13 protein-coding genes are annotated in these 19,760 nt (G+C 44.1%); 8 read left to right on the forward strand and 5 right to left on the reverse strand.

Annotated features, from left to right (window positions below; genetic code table 11):
* Positions 1-13: 13 nt before the first annotated feature.
* Positions 14-898 (reverse strand): aldose 1-epimerase family protein, encoded by an 885-nt coding sequence (locus tag BACSA_RS00775; protein ID WP_013616224.1) that lies wholly within the window; start codon positions 896-898, stop codon positions 14-16.
* A 151-nt stretch (positions 899-1,049) separates the two neighbouring features.
* Here BACSA_RS00775 and BACSA_RS00780 point away from each other — a divergent pair, with 151 nt between their 5' ends.
* The 3 genes from BACSA_RS00780 to BACSA_RS00790 all read left to right on the forward strand — a co-directional run bounded on the left by BACSA_RS00780 (position 1,050) and on the right by BACSA_RS00790 (position 5,356).
* A complete protein-coding gene (locus BACSA_RS00780; RefSeq protein ID WP_013616225.1) occupies positions 1,050-3,083 on the forward strand; it encodes a tetratricopeptide repeat-containing sensor histidine kinase in 2,034 nt (677 codons plus the stop codon).
* Positions 3,084-3,096: 13 nt separating this feature from the next.
* Positions 3,097-3,846, forward strand: a complete 750-nt coding sequence (locus BACSA_RS00785; RefSeq protein ID WP_013616226.1) for a LytR/AlgR family response regulator transcription factor — start codon at positions 3,097-3,099, stop codon at positions 3,844-3,846.
* 136 nt (positions 3,847-3,982) lie between these two features.
* Positions 3,983-5,356: a DUF5723 family protein gene (locus tag BACSA_RS00790; RefSeq protein ID WP_013616227.1), complete on the forward strand. Its 1,374-nt coding sequence runs from the start codon at positions 3,983-3,985 to the stop codon at positions 5,354-5,356.
* Positions 5,357-5,635: 279 nt separating this feature from the next.
* Here the strand turns inward: BACSA_RS00790 and yfcE are convergent, their stop codons facing one another.
* On the reverse strand, positions 5,636-6,175 hold the full coding sequence (gene yfcE, locus BACSA_RS00795; RefSeq protein ID WP_013616228.1) for a phosphodiesterase: 540 nt from the start codon (positions 6,173-6,175) through the stop codon (positions 5,636-5,638).
* A 214-nt stretch (positions 6,176-6,389) separates the two neighbouring features.
* Here yfcE and BACSA_RS00800 point away from each other — a divergent pair, with 214 nt between their 5' ends.
* Both BACSA_RS00800 and BACSA_RS00805 read left to right on the forward strand, forming a co-directional pair.
* Positions 6,390-7,586, forward strand: coding sequence for an OmpA family protein (locus tag BACSA_RS00800; protein ID WP_013616229.1), 1,197 nt, complete (start codon positions 6,390-6,392; stop codon positions 7,584-7,586).
* Between the two features lie 19 nt (positions 7,587-7,605).
* On the forward strand, positions 7,606-8,820 hold the full coding sequence (locus BACSA_RS00805; protein WP_013616230.1) for a hypothetical protein: 1,215 nt from the start codon (positions 7,606-7,608) through the stop codon (positions 8,818-8,820).
* A gap of 75 nt (positions 8,821-8,895) precedes the next feature.
* Here BACSA_RS00805 and BACSA_RS00810 read toward each other — a convergent pair whose 3' ends face one another.
* Complete coding sequence (locus BACSA_RS00810; protein WP_013616231.1) at positions 8,896-9,288, reverse strand: hypothetical protein; 393 nt, start codon at positions 9,286-9,288, stop codon at positions 8,896-8,898.
* A 141-nt stretch (positions 9,289-9,429) separates the two neighbouring features.
* On the opposite strand from BACSA_RS00810, the gene BACSA_RS00815 reads away from it, so the two are divergent.
* Positions 9,430-11,760, forward strand: a complete 2,331-nt coding sequence (locus tag BACSA_RS00815; RefSeq protein ID WP_245546614.1) for a sugar-binding domain-containing protein — start codon at positions 9,430-9,432, stop codon at positions 11,758-11,760.
* 227 nt (positions 11,761-11,987) lie between these two features.
* Here the strand turns inward: BACSA_RS00815 and BACSA_RS00820 are convergent, their stop codons facing one another.
* Together BACSA_RS00820 and BACSA_RS00825 are read right to left on the reverse strand one after the other, a co-directional pair.
* Positions 11,988-13,181, reverse strand: coding sequence for an acyltransferase family protein (locus tag BACSA_RS00820; protein ID WP_013616233.1), 1,194 nt, complete (start codon positions 13,179-13,181; stop codon positions 11,988-11,990).
* A 374-nt stretch (positions 13,182-13,555) separates the two neighbouring features.
* Complete coding sequence (locus tag BACSA_RS00825) at positions 13,556-15,145, reverse strand: DUF6377 domain-containing protein (protein WP_013616234.1); 1,590 nt, start codon at positions 15,143-15,145, stop codon at positions 13,556-13,558.
* Between the two features lie 283 nt (positions 15,146-15,428).
* Here BACSA_RS00825 and BACSA_RS00830 point away from each other — a divergent pair, with 283 nt between their 5' ends.
* The gene (locus tag BACSA_RS00830) at positions 15,429-17,285 is read left to right on the forward strand and encodes a glycoside hydrolase family 13 protein (RefSeq protein ID WP_013616235.1); all 1,857 of its coding nucleotides are present in this window, start codon (positions 15,429-15,431) and stop codon (positions 17,283-17,285) included.
* Between the two features lie 255 nt (positions 17,286-17,540).
* Entirely contained in the window at positions 17,541-19,724 is a 2,184-nt protein-coding gene (locus BACSA_RS00835; RefSeq protein ID WP_013616236.1) for a glycoside hydrolase family 97 protein, read from the forward strand.
* Positions 19,725-19,760 lie beyond the last annotated feature (36 nt).

The following is a 19,760-nucleotide window of genomic DNA, read 5'->3' on the forward strand; positions in this document are numbered from 1 at the left end:
TGGAGGGCGCGGGTTATTTAACGTCCTCCAGTATGATAGAGTATCCGGCATTGAAACTCTTGCCGGGTTCGAGCGACTGCATCCATCGGCGGTCCTTGAACTCTCCGTGATAACCTACGGCATCACATCTTCCATACCACGGCTCGATGCATACAAAAGGCACATCGGGATGGGCTATGCTGGGTGACCAGATAGCCACAAGCGGGCTTTCGAATTCCAGGCTGATGTAAGGATTCTTTTGCTTGTCGGTCAGTGTGATTTTCTTCAGCTGGCTATTGTCGAAAATGTAGGTGTCACATAGGAAAGTCGCGGGTGTCAGTTCCAGCATGCCATTGTTTAGTGTAAGCGTCTTCCGCTTTTCAGAAGTACATCCTTTTTCGGTAGGAAATACAAAGTCCAATGTGTCTTTATTTTCCCCGAAGTCAAGGAATCCCCTTTCGTTTGTGACCGGGTCCAAGTCGCGGTAGTAAAATGCCGGATGTGCCCCGATTTGGAAGTACATGGTTTCGTCTCCGGTGTTCTGTACGCTCCAAATCACTTCAATTCGGTTTCCTTTCAAACGGTATCCTATTTCGAGCACAAACGGGAACGGGTATTTTTTTAATGTTTCCTCATCGCTCTCCAAGCTGTAGATAAGTGCATTGTCTTCTTCATAGGTAAGCTGGAAGTTCATGTCGCGGGCGAATCCGTGTTGTCCCAGTTCGTAAATGTGTCCTTTGTGACGGTAAATATTATTCCATACCCTGCCTACGATAGGAAAAAGTACGGGTGAATGGCGTCCCCAATATTTGGGGTCGGCTTGCCACAAGTATTCGGTGTCATTCGCTACGATGCTTACAAGTTCGGCTCCGTGGCCGGCGATTTGGATGCTTACTTTGTCGTTGGATAGTGTTTCCATATCTTTCTTTTTTAGTTGTTATAGTTTACGTCAGGTATATTCCTTTCCCAAAAGTAGTAAAATTCTTTGCTCGCAAGAATAATTTTTTGAAGTAATTTTTGTTGTGTATATTATTTTTACATACATTTGTGATAGTCAATAAGAGAAACCAATGTACCGGAAGATTATAATAAGTGTATTTGTCTGTCTTGCCTTGCTATTGGTAAGTAATTGTGGCAGGCGGAAAAATGTAGGGGAACATCTGATGTCTTGCCGTTTCTTGTTCGAACAATGGACGGATACGTTGAGTAATGACCCGGCATACGTTTGCGCACAAGTAGATAGCCTGCTTGTCCATGTAAAGGACAGTGTGGTATATTATCAGGCGTTGGTGCTGAAGTCGAAAGCGAAAATGTTTATGTCCGAAATTGATTCGGCTGAGTGCTTGTTGGATGCAATCAGCCGGTTTTGCTCGAGTCATGGGGATTCAGGGGAAAAGGTGTGGATGTTGTCTGCGGATGCCGCCAACATGAAAGGAAACCTCTATGTGCGTAGGGCGGTCTATGACTCGGCGAGGGACGCTTTTTCCAATGCTTATCGCCTGTGCGAGAAAGCCGGAGGATATGACAAGCTGTTTGATATCTCTTTAAATTTGGCTGATTCATACGTAGTAGAAGGGGAATATGACAGGGGTGCCTTTTGGTATCGGAAAGCCTTGAGGCTTGCCGATTCATTGGATTTGGGCGATGAGTATCGTTTCCCGGTATATTATGGCTTGGCTCAAGTCAATATGAATTTGCGTGATTTTGGCAGGTGTGATTATTTTTTCGATTTAGCCGGAAAATATTACGATAGGATGAAGCCTTATGAGAAGCATATTTATCTGAATAATCGGGGAAATTCGTATTATTATCGGGAAGATTATCCGTCTGCCTTGGCTTATTTCCGCCGTTTGCTGGCATTTTTAAGCCAGTATCCGGAAATGAAGTTCGAACGGAATCTGACAATGGTGAATATGGGGGAAGTCTTCTTGTTGATGAACGAAACCGATTCGGCTACTTATTATTTGGACCGGTGCTATCCTTATTTCCGGGAAATAGGGAATACGACGGCTTTGTATTACATCGATACGCAATTGATAGAGCTGGCATTGAAGAAAAACAATTTGGCTTTGGCACGGAAACGCTTGCGCGATGCGGTAAAGCCGGATTTCGTTGATCCGAATATGCTCCATATCCGCAACCGCTATTTGCAGCATTATTTCGAGGAAAGCGGTAATTTCCGGCAAGCTTACCTTTATCTGAAAGAAAACAACCGCATTGATGATTCGATACGGAATGAGCGTGTGAAGATGCGTACGGCAATGATTGCCTTGGAATACCGGCAAGACAGTACTTTGATGGAAAAGGAAATGCTCATCCAGCAGAATAAGAATAAGGTGCTGCGTCTGAACCAATGGCTTTATGGAGGTGCGCTGGTGGTGCTTCTTGCGGTGATGTTCGGAGTCTTTGCCTTTCTTTATCGGAAGAAGAAGCGCCTTGAGAAAGAGCGCAACCTGCAGATGTCGATAAACTCGTTGCGTTTGGCAAATATCCGTAATCGTATTTCTCCACATTTCATCTTTAATGTGTTGAACAGGGAAATGCACTTGCAGCGGGAGTCGGAAGGAGACAGATATATGAAAAGGCTGGTGAAGCTGATCCGGCGTAATCTGGAATTGGCGGACAGCTTATCGGTATCATTGCGTGACGAGTTGGATTTTGTCCGGACTTATATTGACCTCGAAAGCGCGACTTTGCAACCGGATTTCGTTTATACGTTCGATGTTGACGCTTGTATTGACACGGCAAACGTACAAATACCTTCGATGCTGGTGCAAATACCGGTAGAGAATGCAATCAAGCATGGCTTACGGGGAAAGCCAGGGCGGAAGCGCTTGTGCATTCGGATAGTTAAAGAGGATGAGAGTATTATGATTGCAATTCGGGACAACGGAGGTGGTTTCCGGAATGCAGACAGTGTGATGGCCTCTTCTAATGGGACGGGTACGGGCATGAAAGTGATTACCCGTACGCTTCAGCTGCTGAATGCATATAATCGCTTTCCAATTGAGATGAGAATCGCCAATATAGAGATAGAACACGAAGCTGGGTGTGAGGTTTATTTTAAAATACCCATAGATTACTCGTTTGAATTGAAGAAATAAAAAGAACTTTTTTATGGAACAGGTCTTTAGAACAATTATAGTTGACGATGAGGAAAGTGCAATCGACAACCTGTGTTTCGAATTGCGCCGTTATGTTTATGTTTCGGTAGAAGGAACGGCTCGGACCGGTGCCACAGGGCTGAAATTGATAGAAAAAGTCAAGCCTGATTTATTGTTTTTGGATGTGGAGTTGCCGGATATGTCGGGAATGGATGTCGTGGCAAGATTGCGAGACCGTATTTCATGGGATATGCGTGTGGTTTTCTATACAGCCTATAATAAATATGTAATAGATGCTTTGCGCAGTTCCGCATTTGATTTCTTGCAAAAACCTGTAGATTCGGATGAATTGCAATTGATTATGTCCCGCTTGTGCGGACAGGGAAATAAGGGGGATGTCAGCAAGTTGGAGACTGTGTTTGCCGGACGTCCGTTTATGTTGGTTACGCCTACAGGGGATTTGCGTTTCGTCCATGCTTCCGAAATCGGTTTTTTCCGTTATCTTTCGAACCGTAAATTATGGGAAGTCGCATTGACCGATGGTACATTTTTGCCCTTACGCCGTAATACTACGGCCGAACAATTGTGTGCTTACGATTCGGTTTTTGTTCAGATACATCAGTCGTTTATCATCAATATGCATTATTTGATTATGGTGCAGGATAACCGTTGTATCATGTATCCGCCTTTCAATGCCGTTGAAGATTTAATCGTTTCCAAGAAGTATAAAAAGAAGATGCAAGAGCGTTTCTATCAATTGTAACTTTTGACCGTATAGTCGTTAAATTAGAACGGTTAGTATGGAAAAATGCCCGTTTAGTGAAGAATGAGCTTTTCATAAGATGCATGACATTTAATTATTGTTTATTTTTGCAATAATTATTAACGATAGAGCTTATATGAAAAGTTTGTTAAGTAAAAAAATTGGATTAATTGTGGGGTGCGTGTTGTTTGGGGTAGCGGCTCACGCTCAGTATCTTCGTTCTTCGTATTTTATGGAAGGAACAAGTTCGAGATTGCAATTAAACCCTGGGTTACAACCTACAAGAGGATATTTTAATGTTCCGGTTTTGGGTTCATTTAATATCGGTACTTCTTCGAACGTATTAGGTATCAACGATATCGTTGATGTGCTGGATTCTGGAGAAGATATATTTGAAAATGATGATTTATACAGTCGGTTAAAATCAGATAACCGCCTGAATGTAAATCTCAATACCGATATCCTTTCTTTTGGCTGGTATGCGGGGAAGGGATTTTGGAACGTAAATGTTGGTTTACGTGCTGATGTGGGAGCTTCCATTCCCCAGTCTATGTTTGAATACTTGCGTAAGGTAAACAGGACGGAAGACATTAATGGCAGTTTCTCGAATATGAATTTCAATCTGAATGCTTATACCGAAATCGGTTTGGGGTATTCTCGTCAGATAACCGATAAACTTTCTGTGGGCGGACGTGTGAAAGTGCTGTTAGGAATAGCACGTGCTGAAATGGCAGTTGACAATTTTGATATTTCTGTGGATGACGCATTGGTGAACGGTGATTATACGAACTTGAATCCTTATCAGACGTATGGTCGTGCTATGGTCAATGCCCGTGTTTCCACGACGATGAAAGGCGGAGGCTTGAGCTTTGATGAAACTACGGGGCAGATTGACGGGTTTGACATTGATGGAAGTAATTTTGGTATAGCGGGTGCAGGATTCGGCATCGACTTGGGAGCCAGTTATAAGGTATGGGATAATTTGACCGTATCAGCTGCTGTGCTTGATTTAGGATTCATCAAATGGAAAGAAGGTGAAACTACAGTGGCTGCACCTGCTAACGGCTCTTTTGAAGTGACTGGCAGCAATTATCAGGATTTTATAGATGGAGACTTCTTGAGTATGGATAGGTTTAATTTTGTGCAAGATAAAGAAGCGGCAGAAAATGTCAAGACTACGTTGGCGTCTACTATCCTTTTGGCTGGCGAATATGGATTGCTTGATAACAAGTTGAGTGTCGGTGCCATATATACAGCGCGTTTTGCCGAACCAAAGACATTGAATGAATTAACCCTTTCGGCTACTTATCGTCCGAAGAGTTGGTTCAACATAGCAGGAAGTTATTCTCCGATTCAGGCAGGCGGTAAATCATTTGGTCTTGCGTTGAAATTAGGTCCTTTGTTTTTGGGTACTGATTATATGTTTTTCGGAAATAGTTCGAAAGCCGTCAATGCATTCTTAGGTTTGTCCATCCCATTGGGGAAGCAAAGATGTTCAGATGATATTTGATTGATAGATAAATAAATACAAAGTTTTAGTTGTTAATTGAGAAAGACTCTCTTAGGGCAGTAGTTATTTTGTCTTGTCTGTCTTATATTAGAAAAACTGCTTTCCCTAAGTGCAGTCTTTCTTTTATAGCTAATCAGAACAGAAATTATTGAACGCAGAGGCACAGGGACACGAAGAAACAATTTATTTTTCAATGTACGATTTCAACGGTTTAATTGTACTTCGTAAATTGTAAAATCGTAAATAAGACTCTGTGCCTTTGTGTCTCTGTGTTCCATTTTACAGCCGGACGGATTTGAGCAGAGTCCCGTTCAGTTGGTGAATGGAAATGGTCCCGTTTTCGTACGTGGCAAAAGTTGGGGCATTGCCTCCTTTGGGGAATGTGATGGAGCCGGTGTTGCAAAATAATGCAGTCGGTTCTTTTTCCAGTTTCCATAAATGTGTATGTCCGTAAAAAAACACATCATGTTTTCCTTTCGGAAGGTTATTTTCATTGTAAACATGTCCGTGAGTCAAGAAAAGTTTTTTCCCATTGTCAACGAGTAAGGCATAGTCTGCCATTATCGGAAAGTTTAAGAGCATTTGGTCTACTTCCGAATCGCAATTTCCGCGGACAGCAATGATAGGGTCGGAAAAATTATTCAGGCATTCGGCAATGCCTTTAGGATTCAGGCCTTCCGGCAGTCCGTTCCGGGGACCGTAATTTAAAATGTCACCTAAGATGCAAAGCATATTGCATTGTGCTTTTTCATAAAAATCCAATACTTGCTCCAAACGTGTTAAGGAACCGTGGATGTCGGATACCATTAAATATTTCATATTGTTTTCGGTTTATGCTATATTTTTTCATGCAAAAATAAGGAATATTTAAAGAAAAACGAGGCTTTCCCATTTACTAATTTTTTATGGATAAGTTTAAATTTAGTCTGCTTATTCGTGTTTTGGATTATGATAGTTTCAAAATGATATTTTACACTTTTGAAGAATTATGAAATCTGGGTATATTCGTTTTCAAATTTTAAATGAAAGAAACATGATAAGTAGAAGATTTTTGTTTGCAGCCATGTTTTCTGTCTTGTGGCTGTCATCGTTTGCACAACTGACGTCCGACCGTATTTATTTGGGTGTCAAAGGTGGCGTTGGGCTTTCATGGGCGAAGTATTCTGAGTTGAAAAACCGTGATCCGAAAATGTTGTTTGGAGGTTCTGGTGGCGTGTTTGCAGAATTTGAGTTCGGTGAGAATCGTTTGTTTTCTATCCGTCCTGAAGTGGATTGGCTTTCTCGTGGAACCAAAATCAGTGATAATGATTTGGATTATAAGTTAAAGCCCAAGTATGTAGATGTGCGTTTGCCATTGATATTTAATTTCGGAGACTATGAAAGTGTCCGTCCGTATGTGTATGTAGCTCCAATAGTAGGGTTTGTCAGAGGAGGAGATATTTCGTTGACTGAAAACGGGATAGATTACAAAGTAGATGTATCGGAAGCAAATATGGCTGGCACTTATTTTGGAGGTGCAATCGGTGCAGGTGTGAAAATACCGATTTTACTGAATAATAATAAACGGTTGCAACTGGCATTTGAGGCGAACTATCAGCATGGTTTTACTGATACCTATAGCGATATGGAGAAGAATGGGGAAGCAATTGCGGTCAACCGTTTCTGGTATGATATCCGAGGAAACCGTAAATTGCATGGCTTGGAAATTACCGCTTCATTGTCTGTTCCATTGAGCATATTCAAACGTGCGCCGAAGAAAAAAACGCCAGTTCCGGTTTATGTTCCCGAACCTGTGGTAGTAGAAGAAAAACCGGTTGTCGTGGAAGAGAAACCTTGTTATACGTTAGAAGAGATTATGGAATTGTTGGGTAAGGGCGAGTCTATTACAGGTAAGACCATTTGTGCGATAGACATCATTAATTTTGAATTTGATAAGAGTACCATCAAGAAAGAGTCGTATCCGTATCTTGACAAAATTGTGCGCTTGATGAAGAATACGCCGATTCATGTGGTTGTAAGAGGGCATACGGACAATGTTGGTGATGCCGATTACAATATGGAACTTTCGAAAAAACGTGCGGAGGCCGTTTACAATTATTTATTGAAAGCGGGTGTAGAACCCAGTCATTTGTCGTATGAATATTACGGCATGACGCGTCCTATCTCGACCAATGATACTCCGGAAGGTCGTTTGATGAACCGTCGTGTAGAATTTGAAATTACCGAATAAGATATAAGGAGGAAAGATTATGAAAAAGATAAATGCAATAATAAGTAGCTTTGCGTTTTTATTGCTGGCTGTATTGATGTCTGCGTGTAATAAAGACGGCATTGAAACCATTGTGATAGAAGACGGACAGCCGAGTCTGGCACAAATGCTGATTGGTCGTTGGAATCCTACAGGAGGTGAAATGGCAAATCCCAATACGGGGGAAGTGACAGAAGATATAAATATAAGTGATATCCCATGGCTGGATTTTGGAGAAAACGGAATAGGTTCATGGGGTAATGGAGGAAGCGGAACCGGTGGAAGTGCCGGAGAAAGCTTCGATTGGAATGCAGATGAGGGGAGTGGACCCATTATCGGCGGTGGAAGCGGTTATGACGGTGAAGGTCCTTCTGTTACTTTTGGAGGCGAACGTTGGTATATCTTCCAGCTTACCGAGCGTATCTTGATTATTTACCGATTTTATGGCGACTATATTATCATTTATTACTATTATCGTGTAGGTGATTATAATGAGCCGGAACCTGAACCGACACCGGAACCGGATAACCGTAATGTAATTACAGAAATTCGGGAAACGACCCTTCAGGGTGCAGCAGCTCCGTCTGTTGTTAAAATACATAGTTTTGCTTATGACGGTGAAGGGCGTATTCAAAATTATACCATTATAGATGGAGATTATACGTATGAGTGGACATATAGCTATGAAGGTGTAGAAGAAGTGTATGTGTCTGGAAGTGAATCTTATATGGGATATATAGGTGTAGAAGGCATTAATTCGTTGTATAGCTTGCCATCGTCCGGTACAAATCAAGTTTTGGTTGCTAGCCCTCAATATAATAGTGATGGGTATATGCAGTCATTAAATAATAATGTATTGGATTATGAAAATGGAAACTTGTCAACTTTTAATTGTCGTGGCTCTGTTTATACTTATGAATATACGGAGGAGAAAAACAATGCAAATATTGATTTGAACTGTTTTATTTCAAATTGCAGTATGTATGAGTATGATTATAGTCACTTTTCATTGTTTGCGCCATTCGGGTTTTATGGAAAGTCATCTGAAAATTTGATTTCTAAGGAAATTTGGTTTGAAAGTGCTGATTTTGATTATGAATATACTTATGAGAAAGATGAACAAGGAAGAATTTCTTCGATTACAAGAAGAACGGTGCCTCGATTCAGTGGAAACATATTGAGTATGACCACTTATAGAATCACTTATGCGAATTAATTCTCTCTTTCATACATAGATTGTAGTTAATCCAAGGGAAGCGAGGTTGTTTGATAAGCAACCTCGCTTTATGCTTTATTCATTCTCTTCTTTCAGATCCTGCAGCTGCTGTTTTATATCATCTACAAAATCATTTGCCTGTTCCATAATATCATCGAATTGCTTTTTCAGTTCCTCATGATTGAACTCGGCGGCTTTGTCTGACATCTCTTCTGAGAATTTTTCCAGTTCTTTCCGTTGGTCTTCGGTCATGTTTTCCAGTACTTTTTTGCCTTTTTCATTGATGCTGCGGTATTCTTCGCCTACCCGTTTCCAGTCTTCTTCCGTATAGGTAGATGCATTTTTGAGAGTTTCTTCGGTCAGGTTTTTCATGTCGTTCACGTAATCTTGGGCACTGTAGCTGGTGCATGCGGTGAGGCATATACCGGCAAAGCCGATGGCAAGGGCAAGGTGGGATAGTTTTTTCATAAATAGAAGTTTTTTGATGTGAGTAAATACAAAGGTAAACAAATTCTTGAAACCTGGCGGATATTTTTTTTATTTTTGCAACAGATTCAGAAACCAAAATTGATACCCATGAAAAAACAGATTCTTATATATGTATTTCTGATGCTGTGCCTTTCGGTTTCGGCATCTTCCGGAAAACAATTGTTCAATGACGGCTGGCGGTTCCAGTTAGGAGATATTGCAGAAGCGCAAAACGAAATGTTCGATGACGGGGCATGGAGGAAACTGGTTCTTCCGCACGACTGGAGCATCGAAGGACGTTTTGACAAGGATGCACCAGCCGGTAATGATGGAGGCTATTTACCTGCCGGCATCGGATGGTACCGCAAGACGTTTGAACTACCCAAGGCTATCGAGGGCAGGAAATACCAACTTTATTTCGAAGGAATCTATATGAACTCGGAGGTCTATGTCAACGGGCAGCGTGCAGGCGGGCATCCGTATGGCTATTCTTCGTTTTTTGTAGATATTACATCGTATGTGAAAACGGGAAAGAATACGGTGGCGGTCAGAGTTGATAATTCGCAGCAGAAGAATTGCCGTTGGTATACAGGTTCGGGAATTTACCGTAATGTGTGGCTGGTTGAAAGTGAACTGGTGCATATCGCAAATTGGGGGATTCAGGTAACAACTCCCGATTTGCATACAGCAGTCATTAAGACTGACATAGAGAACGAAACGGATGAAAAGAGGACAGTTGAAGTAAAAACAGAAGTATCCGGACAGCATCAGACTGAAACAATCGTGCTGGAGCCGGGTGAGCGGATTGGCGTAACGCATACTCTGACATTACCCGATGCAAAGCCTTGGTCGCCCGATACCCCGAACTTGTATACCGCCCGCATTACCGTGACCGAAGAAGGGGAAACGGTAGATTGTAAAGAAGAACGCTTCGGTTTCCGTACTTTGGCCTGTTCAGCCGAAAAAGGTTTTCTGTTGAATGGAAAGGCTGTCTTATTGAATGGCGGATGCCTGCATCACGACAACGGCATTTTGGGGGCGGCTGCCTACGACCGTGCCGAATGGAGGAAGGCAGAGCTGATGAAACAGGCTGGTTTCAATGCCGTACGTACTTCACACAACATTCCTTCGGAAACTTTTCTTCATGCTTGCGACGAGTTGGGGCTGTTGGTTATCGATGAAGCTTTCGACGGTTGGCGTGATGCCAAAAATACGTATGATTATCATACGTTGTTTGACGAATGGTGGAAACGTGATATTGAAGCGATGGTGCTCCGCGACCGCAATCATCCCAGCATCTTCTGCTGGAGCATCGGTAATGAGGTCATTGAGCGGAAGAAGATAGAGGTCGTAACTACGGCACGCAAACTGGCAAGCCTTTGCCGCAAACTGGACCCGACACGTCCGGTGACATCGGCGCTTGCCGCATGGGACAAAGACTGGGAGATATACGACCCGTTGGCTGAAGCACACGATATTGTGGGGTATAATTATATGATACATAAATCAGAGGGAGATCATCAGCGTGTCCCTTCACGCATCATGATGCAGACTGAATCGTATCCCAACGATGCCTGGAAGAATTTTCGTAAAGTAAAAGACCATGCATACATTATCGGTGATTTTGTATGGACGGCGGTAGACTATATCGGTGAGTCGGGTATCGGGCGCTGGTATTACGAAGGCGATGTGCCGGGCGAGCATTACGAACGTCCGCTCTATCCGTGGCATGCAGCTTATTGTGGCGACATCGACCTGACCGGGCTGCGCAAACCTATCAGCCATTACCGCTCCATGTTGTGGAACGAAACGGATGGCGGGCATCTGTATATTGCAGTAAAAGAGCCAGATGGTTATAAAGGTAAGATACAGACCACCCTTTGGGGGACATGGCCCACTTTTGCCAGTTGGAATTGGGAAGGGCATGAAGGCAAACCGATTGAAGTGGAAGTATATTCGCATTATCCTATGGTGCGGCTTTACCTGGATGACCGGCTGATAGGGGAAAAGCCGGTAGAGGAAATGAAAGCGGTTTTCTCCTTGACCTATACACCGGGCGTGCTGAAAGCTGAAGGCATCCGCAATGGAGAAACTATCGAAACACAGACCTTGCGAACAGCAGGAAAACCTGTTGCTCTGCGCCTTACAGCGGACCGAAGTAAGCTCAATGCCGACGGGCAGGACCTTTCGTTTATAGTAATAGAGGCAATCGATGCGGAAGGGCAGACCGTACCGGTGGCTGATAACCGGTTATCGGTATCTGTCGAGGGGGCGGCTACGTTGCTTGCTTTAGGCAATGCCGACATCAAAGACGAAGACCCGTATTTCGATTCTACGCATTGCTTATGGAAAGGACGTGCATTGCTGGTGGTGCGTTCCAATAAGAAGAGCGGTAAAGCAAGCATACAGGTATCTGTCGGGGATATCGGCGGAAAGGATGTGAAGCAGCGTCTTTCTCTTTCGTTCAGGTGACGTTGAAGCATTGGGGGCAGCACACAGAGACTGGCATCATCTGTGTGCTGCCGGTTGGTATTGTTTATTATGAATGTCCACGGTTAGCCAATCCGGCTGAGTTGAAAACGCAGTATATATCCATAGGCGTATGCAGTATATATTCAAATGCGTATGCAGTATATATTCAACCGCGTATGCAGTATATATTCATTTTTCAGGACTATATATTGGCTGTGGGCGGACATTCATTTTGTCTTATTTGCATCAGAAGGGGTGGCAGGTTTGAACAATTGCTTTTTCAGCCATTCACGTACTGGCAGGTCGTAGAGGCGGTAAGCTCCGTATGCTATCAGAATAGCAAGCAGGAAAGTGCTGACTGCAACGAATATGTGTGTGCCTGTGGGGGCATCTTTGTGGCTGTTTGCCCATGCCATTTGCATATAAATAAGCGGGTAATGGGTGATGTATAGTGGAAAAGATATATCGCCGAGGAACTTATTGATGCTTTCCGAGGTGCTTCCCTTTACGCTGCTTCCGGCGCCTATGGATACGATAAGCGGAAAGAAAACCAGGATACAGGCAGCTTCGTAAAGCCCGTTTGTCCAGCGTGCGTTTCCTTCCGGACCTAATCCCATCCAGGGCATGCACAGTAATACGACAATCATTGCCGAGCACCACCAGAATCCTCCTTTTACCTTGATAAGTTTTCCGGTGCGCGACAACAGCAGTCCACAGAAGAAAGGATAGAGCAGGCGTGTCAATCCTATCTGTAATTGGTCGGGAGAAAGACACCAGCCTCCTATTACCGTATAGGAAGCCGAAGAGCGTGCAGCCAGGAAACCGAAAATGTCAATGTTCAGGCAAAGCACGAGGGTCATGATACCGAAGAGTACCACACAGGCACCCAATGCTTTTCGTGAAAAGTGCCTGAAAAGGACGGCATATAAGAAATTGGCAAGATATTCCCATTGCAATGACCATGCCGGACCGTTCAGGGGATTGGTTTCTCCCCATCCACGGATGTCCATCGATGTGGGTATGGGAATCATGGTAAATGCCCATAGCATAATCAGGGCTGTTTTATACCAAGGCGTGTCTCCGATAAGCGGAAAGCTGGAGCAATCACCGAAATAGAATAGGGCGGCTCCAAACAATGAACCGAATATCACCATCGGATGCAGGCGGATAAGCCGCCGTTTGACAAATCCCCATGTCGACATACGGTCCCATCGGTCATCGTAAGCATATCCTATGACAAATCCCGACAAGACAAAAAAGAAGTCTACAGCAAGATAGCCGTGATTGATGGGCTGGCTGGTACCGCCGTGGTAATAGGTTTCAAACAAATGGTAGGCTACGACAAGCACAGCGGCTACACCGCGTAGTCCGTCCAGTATTTCGTAGCGTGGCTTAGAGGCAAGATATACATTGCTTTTCATGCGTAAAATATTTTATAGTTAATCGGAAATGGATTGCGAAAAATCAGTGTGATTCTTTATCGAACACAGAGACGCAGAGACACGGAGAAATAATTATATAGAAAAAGCAAAGATCATAAAGCCAGCACTTTGCACCGTGAACTCTGTTCTCTCAAAGAAATAAAACTCTGTGCCTTTGTGTCTCTGTGTTCCAATCCATTTTTCGCAAACCAATTTTGTTCTACTATAAGTAATTGTTTATAATCAGTTTATAGGATAAAAAATCACCACAAGGGGCACAGAGTATCACAGAGCAATATTGTAGGTTCTGTGTGTCTTTGTACCTTCTGTGGTGAAACATCAATTCTTTATGTACACATACTTCGCATTCCGTTTCAGAGCTTCATCACGTCCTGTTCGAATGTTTCCTTGTTGAACTTTACCTTGTTACGGATGCGGCTGCGGTAATTGTAAACCGTAGCGAGAGAATAGCCGAGGAAGTGCGCGATGCGTGCGGTATCGGTTACTCCGAGGCGTATCAGGGCAAAAATACGCAACTCTGTATTCAAAAGCTCTCCTTTTTTGGGGTATATTTTCCCGTCGTCCGTTAGTAATGCATTGAAATCATCAATAAAATTAGGAAAGAGTTCGAGGAAAGACTTGTCGAATTCCATATAAAAATCCTTTCGTTCATCGCGCAAGAACTGGTCGGAACGGATGGCTTTGAACAAATCATCGATGCGCGAAGCCATTGCCAGTTTCTCCAGCGAACGCCGGTATTGTTCCAGCTTGTCGAGATAACTCACGCAACGGTCCAGGTAGTTGGCGATATATACCTCTTTTATCTTACCGGTTTGTGCCAACTTTTTGTTCACCGTCTTCAGTTCTTCGTTAGCCGCCGAAAGGTTCACCCGCATGAGCGATAATTTCTTGTTCCATGAATACAGGCGTAACGCTACGATGACGAGCAGCACCGCTATCACCGCCAACGTAAAGAAAAAGATATTCATCATACGCCGTTCGTTCGCTACACTGTCAGAGTAGGCATCGTTGACAATGGGAAACACTTCAGTCACTTCTAAAAAACGCAAACGGGCATTGCATGCAACGGCATCTTCCATTGAACAACGAAGGTAGCGGTAAGCCCGTTCGATATCTCCCTGCCGGTAAAGAACCCATGCCAGCCGCTGGAGGGAAGCGTATTCACGCACTGCCATGGTGAGGTCGATAATGGCGGTCTGGGCCAAATAATAAATCTGCATTTCGACATCGCCTTTCGCTTCATAGACTGATGCCAGTGTATAGTTGACGTATGCCTTTTCCTGCATGCTCATCGGAGCGGACAAGGTTTTGTTCAGTACTGGAATGGCGGCATCGAATTGCGATTCGATCAACATCTTTTCAGCCAGCGAAATGCTCCGTCCGGGACCTTCGGGCACCAGCATCAGCACCGAATCACGGTAACAGGCGGTCTTGCGGATGTATTTTTCCTTTTCCGAAAGGATAATGGTGTAATCCGCCATCCAGCCGTAATAGGTACGCATGGCGTAGTAATACTTTAACCGCACGTCCGGAGTCACCAGGTTGCGGTCTATCTGCTCTAAAGTCTGTAAGGCTTCGTTATATGCTCCCATAACGCCCATCGCATCGGCACGGTTGATAATCACGTCGGCTTCCGCTCTCTGTGGCTTTTCCGAACCGACATACCGTTCCATCTCATCGACATAATGCAAGGCGGAATCCGCCTGATAATGCAAGTATTGAGTGAACAGTTCACTACAGATTGTGTATCTTTGTGCATTATCGTATTCGTTGGCAAGGCGTTGCTTCAGTTGGGCTATCGTTCTTTCCCGTTCTTCGCAGTGCTCTTTTTTCTTCCCGATTACCTCGTCCAATTCTTTCAGAATCCGTTCGTTTGAAGACTGCCCCATGCAAGCAAACGCAAGAACATGCGACAATACAATTAATATAATAGTTTTTTTCATACAATCTGATTTATATTTTTCACCTTTAAATTTAAGATAACTATCTTATTCTCATTGTTTTAATAATATATTCCACTTATATTCCACTTATATTCCGCTTCCAAATGTACGAAATATTCCTCTATTTTCCTATTTTTGTTTAAAAGAAAAGTAAATAGTTCCAACGGGCTATGCACATACTTGCGTTAGCCTACGCATATACTTGCATTGGCTTACGCCGATATATGCATCAAGGCATGATGGCATTAACATTAATTCATACTATCATAAAACAATTATTATCATGAAAAAACTATGGCTTACCCTGCTTGCCGCTTTTGCTTTCTTGGGATTCAGCAAAGCGGCTCCGGTGATGGAAATCGACCGGATAGCCCCTAACTTCTGGTGGTCAGGAATGAAAAATCCCGAGCTTCAAATCATGCTTTATGGCAAGAACATCGCTACGTCTGCGGTTTCGGTTACAGGCAAGAACATCGTCTTGAAAGAAACCGTAAGGCAAGACAGCCCGAATTATCTTTTTCTTTATCTTGACCTGACGGATGCTCCCGCACAGACATTCAATATCGTCCTGACTCAAGGGAAAAAGAAAACGGCTGTCCCTTACGAATTGAAGCAACGTGTGCGCAAGGGGAGCGACATACAAGGATTCACTTCCGAAGACGTGCTTTACCTGATTATGCCCGACCGCTTTGCCAACGGCAATCCGGAAAACGACATTATAGAAGGTATGAAAGAGAACAAGGTAGACCGCAATGATCCGTTCGCACGCCATGGGGGCGACTTGAAAGGCATTGCCGACCATCTGGACTATATCGCCGATTTGGGCGTGACCGCTATCTGGCTCAACCCCACACAAGAGAACGATATGCCCAGTGGCTCATACCACGGTTATGCCATCACGGATTATTATCAGATAGACCGCCGGTTTGGAAGCAACGAGGAATTCAAAGACTTGGTAGGTCAGGCACACAATAAAGGGTTGAAAGTGGTGATGGACATGATATTCAACCATTGCGGAAGCGAAAACTATCTTTTCCTTGACAAACCTTCGAAAGATTGGTTTAATTTCCGTTCGGAATATGTGCAGACTTCATTTAAGACCGCCAGCGTGATGGACGTTCATGCCAGTCAGTATGAGAAAAAAATCGCCACCGACGGCTGGTTTACCCAAGTGATGCCAGACTTGAACCAGCGCAATCGCCACGTGGCACGCTATCTTATCCAAAGCAGCATCTGGTGGATAGAATATGCCGGCATCAACGGTATCCGTCAGGACACTCATCCGTATGCCGATTACGATTTCATGAGTCAATGGTGTAAGGAAGTATTGGACGAGTATCCTTATTTTAATATAGTAGGCGAGACCTGGTTGAACAGCAACGTGTTGGTATCCTATTGGCAAAAAGACAGCAAACTGGCTGCTCCGAAGAACTCTAATCTGCCTACCGTAATGGACTTCCCCTTGCAGGGGCTGATGAACCAGGCTTTCGATGAAGAAACGACCGAATGGGCAGGAGGATTATACAAGCTGTATGATTATCAGACACAAGACTTGGTATATGCCAATCCGATGAGCCTGCTGACATTCTTCGATAATCACGATACCGCCCGCTTTACTACCGATGACGAAAAAGCGCAAAACATCAACCGTTATAAGCAGGCTCTGGCCTTTCTACTTACCACACGAGGCATTCCGCAAATCTATTACGGAACTGAAATCCTGATGACGGGTGACAAGGCGAAAGGAGACGGTGACTTGCGCAAAGACTTTCCCGGAGGCTGGATAGGGGACGCTACGGACAGCTTTACTCCCGAAGGACGCAAAGGCTTGCAGAAAGAAGCCTTCGACTTTACCCGTAAGCTTTTGAACTGGCGCAAGGGAAATGACGTATTGGGAAAAGGTTCGTTGAAGCATTATTCTATTCAAAGCGGAACGTATGTGTACGAACGCAAGTACGACGGACGTTCGGTGGTGGTAATGATGAACGGAACCGGTCAGGCTCAGACGCTCAATCTCACTCCGTACCGTGAAATCCTGCCCCAAGCGGAAGCCAAAGATTTTCTAAGCGGACGTACCGTAACATTGGGCGAGACATTGGAATTGCAACCGAGGGAAATCCTCTTGCTGGAGTTCAATTAAATGAAGAATGAAGAATTAAGAATGAAGAATAAGACATAAAGGTATTCTTCATTCTTAATTCTTCATTCTTCATTTAAATCCTGTTTCTATTTTACCACTTACAAACAATACATAGCGCACTAATTACCAGTAAATTATACTTTATACATCTTTATATTTTCCGTCATACGAGAAGAAATCGTTTGAAAGACACATAATTTTGCTTCCAGAAAATTGTAGCACAAATTTCATTAACTTTTAATACCTATTAAACGTATGAACATCAAGAAAAGTTTTGCCCTCATGGCAATGTGTGGCTTCGCCTTTTGTGCAAGCGCGCAAAAGTTGACTTCGCCGGACGGAAATCTGGTGATGAATTTCAGCCTTAATGAGCAAGGCGCACCTGTGTACGACCTTACTTATAAAGACAAAGCAGTCATCAAGCCCAGCACATTGGGATTGGAACTGAAGCGGGAAGACCCCGAAAAGAAAACCGACTTCGAATGGACCGAAATGAAAGACAAAGCCGGAGTAGACAAACGGGCTAATCTGATGACCGGATTTAAAATCAAAGACACACGCACCTCTACATTCGATGAAACGTGGCGTCCGGTATGGGGCGAAGAAAGCGAAATACGCAACCATTACAATGAGCTGGAAGTTACCCTCGACCAGCCGATGAACAACCGGTACATCGTTATCCGTTTCCGCCTCTTTAATGACGGACTGGGATTCCGTTATGAATTTCCACAACAACAAAACCTAAACTATTTCGTAATAAAGGAAGAGCATTCGCAATTTGCCATGGCGGGCGACCACACCGCTTATTGGATTCCGGGCGACTACGATACGCAGGAGTATGATTACACTACGTCCCGTCTTTCCGAAATCCGTGGCAAGATGAAAGACGCCGTTACGCCCAATTCATCGCAATACGTATTCTCGCCGACAGGCGTACAGACCGCATTGATGATGAAGACCGATGACGGACTTTACATCAACCTGCACGAAGCGGCATTGGTAGATTATTCGTGTATGAGCCTGAACCTGGACGACAAGAATATGGTATTTGAATCCTGGCTGACTCCCGATGCCAAAGGAGACAAAGGCTATATGCAGACTCCGTGCAACTCGCCTTGGCGTACCATTATCGTAAGTGATGACGCACGCGACATTCTTGCTTCACGTATCACTTTAAACTTAAACGAGCCTTGCAAGATAACCGACACGTCATGGATTCACCCCGTAAAATACGTAGGCGTATGGTGGGATATGATTACCGGACGTGGCACATGGGCTTATACCGATGACGTATACAGCGTGAAATTGGGCGAAACCGATTACATGCAGACCAAACCGAACGGCAAGCACTCTGCCAACACCGAAAACGTAAAACGCTACATCGACTTTGCAGCCAAGCATGGATTCGATGCTGTATTGGTGGAAGGTTGGAACCAAGGCTGGGAAGACTGGTTCGGAAAGAGCAAGGATTATGTATTCGACTTTGTAACCCCTTATCCCGACTTCGATGTGCAGGAACTTCACCGTTATGCCGCAGGGAAAGGCATCGAGATGATGATGCACCACGAAACTTCCTCATCGGTACGCAACTATGAACGCCACATGGACAAGGCATACCAGTTTATGGTAGACAATGGCTACAGTTCGGTAAAGAGCGGTTATGTAGGCGACATCATTCCGCGGGGCGAGCATCACTACGGACAATGGATGGTAAACCATTATCTCTACGCCGTGACCAAGGCGGCAGACTATAAGATTATGGTCAATGCCCACGAGGCAGTGCGTCCTACCGGCTTGTGCCGTACGTATCCGAACCTTATCGGAAACGAATCAGCCCGCGGAACGGAATACGAATCATTCGGCGGAAGCAATGTAAACCATACGACTATCCTTCCGTTTACCCGTCTGGTAGGAGGCCCCATGGATTACACACCGGGTATTTTCGAAACAGATTGCAGCAAAATGAATCCGACCAATACGTCGCGTGTACGCTCTACCCTTGTGCGCCAGCTTGCTTTGTATGTCACGATGTACAGTCCGCTCCAAATGGCTGCTGATGTGCCGGAAAACTACGAGCGTTTCATGGACGCTTTCCAGTTTATCAAAGACGTGCCTGTAGATTGGCAAAGGACTGAATACCTGGAAGCAGAACCGGGAGAATATGTTACTATCGCCCGTAAAGATAAGCATTCGAATGACTGGTATGTAGGATGTTCGGCAGGATATAACGGACACGAGTCGAAGCTTACGCTCGATTTCCTCGATCCGGACAAAAAATATGAGGCAACTATCTATGCCGATGCAAAAGGCACCGCATGGGATAATAACCCGCAGGCATATACCATTACCAAAAAGAAAGTGACCGCCAAGACCAAGCTGAACTTGAAAGCCGGCATCGGCGGAGGATACGCGATATCGATAAAGGAAATAAAAGATTGATTTTTTCAGGATTAGTTGGATGATTTTTTGAACACA

The sequence above is a fragment of the Phocaeicola salanitronis DSM 18170 genome (assembly GCF_000190575.1).
GTDB lineage: Bacteria > Bacteroidota > Bacteroidia > Bacteroidales > Bacteroidaceae > Phocaeicola > Phocaeicola salanitronis.

Bases quoted from the DNA above. Each gene is read 5' to 3' on its own strand.
- BACSA_RS00775 (WP_013616224.1), bottom strand. From the start codon at position 898: ATGGAAACACTATCCAACGACAAAGTAAGCATCCAAATCGCCGGCCAC.
- BACSA_RS00780 (WP_013616225.1), top strand. From the start codon at position 1,050: ATGTACCGGAAGATTATAATAAGTGTATTTGTCTGTCTTGCCTTGCTA.
- BACSA_RS00785 (WP_013616226.1), top strand. From the start codon at position 3,097: ATGGAACAGGTCTTTAGAACAATTATAGTTGACGATGAGGAAAGTGCA.
- BACSA_RS00790 (WP_013616227.1), top strand. From the start codon at position 3,983: ATGAAAAGTTTGTTAAGTAAAAAAATTGGATTAATTGTGGGGTGCGTG.
- yfcE (WP_013616228.1), bottom strand. From the start codon at position 6,175: ATGAAATATTTAATGGTATCCGACATCCACGGTTCCTTAACACGTTTG.
- BACSA_RS00800 (WP_013616229.1), top strand. From the start codon at position 6,390: ATGATAAGTAGAAGATTTTTGTTTGCAGCCATGTTTTCTGTCTTGTGG.
- BACSA_RS00805 (WP_013616230.1), top strand. From the start codon at position 7,606: ATGAAAAAGATAAATGCAATAATAAGTAGCTTTGCGTTTTTATTGCTG.
- BACSA_RS00810 (WP_013616231.1), bottom strand. From the start codon at position 9,288: ATGAAAAAACTATCCCACCTTGCCCTTGCCATCGGCTTTGCCGGTATA.
- BACSA_RS00815 (WP_245546614.1), top strand. From the start codon at position 9,430: ATGCTGTGCCTTTCGGTTTCGGCATCTTCCGGAAAACAATTGTTCAAT.
- BACSA_RS00820 (WP_013616233.1), bottom strand. From the start codon at position 13,181: ATGAAAAGCAATGTATATCTTGCCTCTAAGCCACGCTACGAAATACTG.
- BACSA_RS00825 (WP_013616234.1), bottom strand. From the start codon at position 15,145: ATGAAAAAAACTATTATATTAATTGTATTGTCGCATGTTCTTGCGTTT.
- BACSA_RS00830 (WP_013616235.1), top strand. From the start codon at position 15,429: ATGAAAAAACTATGGCTTACCCTGCTTGCCGCTTTTGCTTTCTTGGGA.
- BACSA_RS00835 (WP_013616236.1), top strand. From the start codon at position 17,541: ATGAACATCAAGAAAAGTTTTGCCCTCATGGCAATGTGTGGCTTCGCC.